This window comes from Glycomyces dulcitolivorans, from assembly GCF_003265355.1.
Taxonomy (GTDB): Bacteria; Actinomycetota; Actinomycetes; order Mycobacteriales; family Micromonosporaceae; genus Glycomyces; species Glycomyces dulcitolivorans.
Genome location: NZ_QFRW01000024.1, coordinates 682 through 4,008, shown reverse-complemented (window position 1 = coordinate 4,008; position 3,327 = coordinate 682). Strand labels below are relative to the sequence as shown.

Genomic DNA, 3,327 nt, shown 5'->3' with positions numbered 1-3,327 from the left:
GGTGCGGACGCCGCCGGCCGAGCCGGGGCCGTCGAGGCCGATGCCGATCGGGGCCGCGCCGGTGGCGACCGCGAGGGCGGTGCCGCCGGAGGGGCCGCCGATGCCGCGGTCGGGGCGCCAGGGGTTGGCGGGGACGTTGCCGTCGTCGTCGGTGGCGGGCCACAGCCCCAGTTCGGAGGACCGCCCGAAGGCGACGACGACCGCGCCGGCGCCGCGGATGCGCTGCACCGCACGGTGGTCGGTGTCGGCGATCGGGAGGACCGCCGCGTTGGAGCCGAGCCGCGGGGCGTGCCCGGCGACGGGCAGCTGCTCGCAGATCGCGACGGGGACCCCTGCGGCGGGCAGGGAGTCGCGGTTCTCGATCTCGTCGACGGCCGCGGCCTCGGCGAGGGACTCGATCTTGCGGACGCTGGTGAGGGCGGCGTCGGCCTCCCGGTGGTCCTCGATGCGGCGAAGATGGTGGTCGACGACGAACGCCGCGTCCGCGTCGCCGCGCCGGACCGCCTTCGCTATCTGCTGCGCGGTGGTTCCCGACCAGCTCACTGATCGTCCTTTCTCGCGGGGGACTGGGGTTTCGACGGGAGGACGATCGGGTCAGCCGCCGAGCGCCTGGCGCAGGTCGGCCAGGAGGTCGTCGGCGTCTTCGATGCCGACCGACAGGCGCACGAGGTCCGCGGGGACTTCGAGGGCGCTGCCGGCGACCGAGGCATGGGTCATGCGCCCCGGGTGCTCGATGAGGGATTCGACGCCGCCGAGCGACTCGCCGAGCGTGAACACCTCGGTGCGGGCGCACAGGTCGACCGCGGCCTGCTCGCCGTCCTTGTGGCGGAAGGAGACCATGCCGCCGTAGCGCTTCATCTGCTTGCCCGCGACGTCGTGTCCGGGGTGCTCGGCGAGGCCGGGGTAGCGGACCTCGGCGACCTTGGCGTGGCCGGAGAGGAACTCGGCGACGCGCTCGGCGTTGTCGCAGTGGCGGTCCATGCGGACGCCGAGGGTCTTGATGCCGCGCAGCGTCAGGAACGCGTCGAAGGGGCCGGAGACGGCGCCCATGGCGTTGTGGTGGAAGGCGATCGCGTCGGCGAGTTCATTGTCGCGGACGATGACGGCGCCGCCGATGACGTCGGAGTGCCCGCCGATGTACTTGGTGGTGGAGTGGACGACGACGTCGGCGCCGAGCGCGAGCGGCTGCTGGAGGTAGGGGCTCGCGAAGGTGTTGTCGACGACGACGAGCGCGCCGTGGCGGTGCGCGAGGTCGGCGATCTGCTCGATGTCGGCGATGTTGAGCAGCGGGTTGGTGGGCGTCTCGATCCACACCAGCTTGGTGCCCTCGCTCATGACCGCGGCGACCGACGCGAGGTCGGTGATCGGGGCGGCGGTGTAGCGCAGGCCCCAGCGGGTCGCGACCTTGTCGAACAGGCGGAACGTGCCGCCGTAGGCGTCGTCGGGGATGACCACGTGGTCGCCGGGGGACAGGAGCGCGCGCAGGATCGTGTCCTCGGCGGCGAGGCCGGAGGCGAACGCGAACGCCCTGGTGCCGCCTTCGATGGCGGCCAGGCAGGTCTCCAGCGCCGTCCGGGTCGGGTTGCCCGACCGGGAGTACTCGTAGCCGCCGCGCAGGCCGCCGACCCCGTCCTGCTTGTAGGTGGAGGTCGCGTAGATCGGCGGAACGACCGCCCCCGTAAGCGGATCCGGCTCCTGACCGGCGTGGATGGCGAGTGTGGAAAACCCGTGACCGTCATGCATGTCCCTAAGCTAGCCGACGCGAGTACCACTGGCTATGGATAGGCGCGCTATCGTGCAGTCGACACTTACCACTTCCCTACTTAGGAGATGCCTCATGGGCTTCGACGAAGTACACCAGATGGACATCACCGGCGACGGTGTCGACGAGACGGTCGGCGTGCGCCGCAACGAGGACGGGTCGGTCGAGTACCACGTGGACGTCGACGGCGACGGCACCGCGGACCTCCTCGCGGTGGACAAGGACGGCGACGGCGTCATCGACCACGTGCTGGTCGACCACGACGGCGACGGCAAGTACGACACGGTCGCGGTGGACGCCGACGGCGACGGCGAGCTCGACGCCGTGGCGGAGAAGTAGACCCCTCGGCCGCAGCGCCCTCAGACTTCGCATCGCGGGCGCCCGCTGCCTCGGCGGCCTTCACCGGCCGTCGATGACCGCAGCGGGCGCCCGCGGTCGTTTCCGCTGACGTTTCTGCTGTCGTCGGCGCCGCCGTCTCCGCTGTCGTACCCCCGCGTCATATTCGAAACGGGGGCGACCGCGGATCGAGGACCGCTCGCGTTCAGCCCTTGGCGGCCTCGCGCTCCGCGTCGGACCGCTCGATGCAGAACTCGTTGCCCTCGGGGTCCAGGAGGGTGACCCAGCCGGCGCCGTTCTCGGTGCGGTGGTCCTCGTGGAGGGTCGCGCCGAGGGCGAGGAGGCGCTCGACCTCCTCGTCGCGGGTGGCGGTCTCCGGGGAGAGGTCGAGGTGCATGCGGTTCTTGACCGCCTTCGGCTCCGGGACGTTGATGAAGAGCAGCCCGCCCCGCTCCCCGCCGGGGCCGATGTAGTTCTCCTCCTCGTCGGGGCTGTTCGGGAACTCCGGGTTCTCGGTGTAGCCGGTGACCTGCTTCCACCACTGGCAGAGGGTGTAGCCGTCGCGGCTGTCGAACGTGAACTGGTTGATTCGAGAGACCATCCGCCCACGCTAGCGGTCGCCCGCGACACATGGCAGTCGTTATCCGCGCGTGACAGACTTGCAGGATGACCATCACGCACCCGGTACTCAAGCACCCCATCGAAGGCACCCCCGGTCCCGACGCCGAATCCGCGTACTTCGGCATGGGCTGCTTCTGGGGCGCCGAGCGCCTGTTCTGGCGCGTCCCCGGCGTGTGGACGACCTCCGTCGGCTACATGGGCGGCAACACCGAGAAGCCCTCCTACGAGGAGGTCTGCACCGGCCTGACCGGCCACGCCGAGGTCGTGAAGGTCGTCTACGAGAAGGCGAACGTCGACTACGACGACCTGCTCAAGGTCTTCTGGGAGAACCACGACCCGACGCAGGGCATGCGCCAGGGCAACGACATCGGCACCCAGTACCGGTCCGTCATCTACACGACCACACCCGAGCAGCAGGCCGCCGCCGAGGCGAGCAGGGCCGCGTTCGAGCCGGTCGTGCGCGGCGCCGGGCTCGGCCCGATCACCACCGCGATCCTCCCGGCCGGGGCCTACTGGCTCGCCGAGGAGTACCACCAGGCCTACCTGCACAAGAACCCGAACGGCTACTGCAACCACGGCCCCAACGGCCTGTCCTGCCCGGTCGGCGT

5 protein-coding genes are annotated in these 3,327 nt (G+C 70.8%); 2 read left to right on the top strand and 3 right to left on the bottom strand.

Going from position 1 to position 3,327, the window contains the following annotated elements; genetic code table 11:
* Both DI269_RS00750 and DI269_RS00745 read right to left on the bottom strand, forming a co-directional pair.
* A partial coding sequence (locus DI269_RS00750; protein WP_269814126.1) for an amidase family protein occupies window positions 1–543 on the bottom strand: 543 nt, incomplete at its 3' end.
* A 51-nt stretch (window positions 544–594) separates the two neighbouring features.
* Window positions 595–1,743, bottom strand: a complete 1,149-nt coding sequence (locus DI269_RS00745) for a cystathionine gamma-synthase (RefSeq protein WP_112133251.1) — start codon at window positions 1,741–1,743, stop codon at window positions 595–597.
* Between the two features lie 94 nt (window positions 1,744–1,837).
* On the opposite strand from DI269_RS00745, the gene DI269_RS00740 reads away from it, so the two are divergent.
* The gene (locus DI269_RS00740) at window positions 1,838–2,101 is read left to right on the top strand and encodes a hypothetical protein (protein ID WP_112133250.1); all 264 of its coding nucleotides are present in this window, start codon (window positions 1,838–1,840) and stop codon (window positions 2,099–2,101) included.
* A gap of 202 nt (window positions 2,102–2,303) precedes the next feature.
* On the opposite strand, the gene DI269_RS00735 is transcribed toward DI269_RS00740, so the two are convergent.
* Window positions 2,304–2,699: a VOC family protein gene (locus DI269_RS00735; protein ID WP_112133249.1), complete on the bottom strand. Its 396-nt coding sequence runs from the start codon at window positions 2,697–2,699 to the stop codon at window positions 2,304–2,306.
* 65 nt (window positions 2,700–2,764) lie between these two features.
* On the opposite strand from DI269_RS00735, the gene msrA reads away from it, so the two are divergent.
* On the top strand, window positions 2,765–3,327 hold a 563-nt coding region (gene msrA / locus DI269_RS00730; protein ID WP_112133252.1), incomplete at its 3' end, for a peptide-methionine (S)-S-oxide reductase MsrA.

Excerpts from the sequence above, each read along its gene's own strand:
- DI269_RS00745 (WP_112133251.1), bottom strand. The coding sequence starts at position 1,743 with ATGCATGACGGTCACGGGTTTTCCACACTCGCCATCCACGCCGGTCAG.
- DI269_RS00740 (WP_112133250.1), top strand. The coding sequence starts at position 1,838 with ATGGGCTTCGACGAAGTACACCAGATGGACATCACCGGCGACGGTGTC.
- DI269_RS00735 (WP_112133249.1), bottom strand. The coding sequence starts at position 2,699 with ATGGTCTCTCGAATCAACCAGTTCACGTTCGACAGCCGCGACGGCTAC.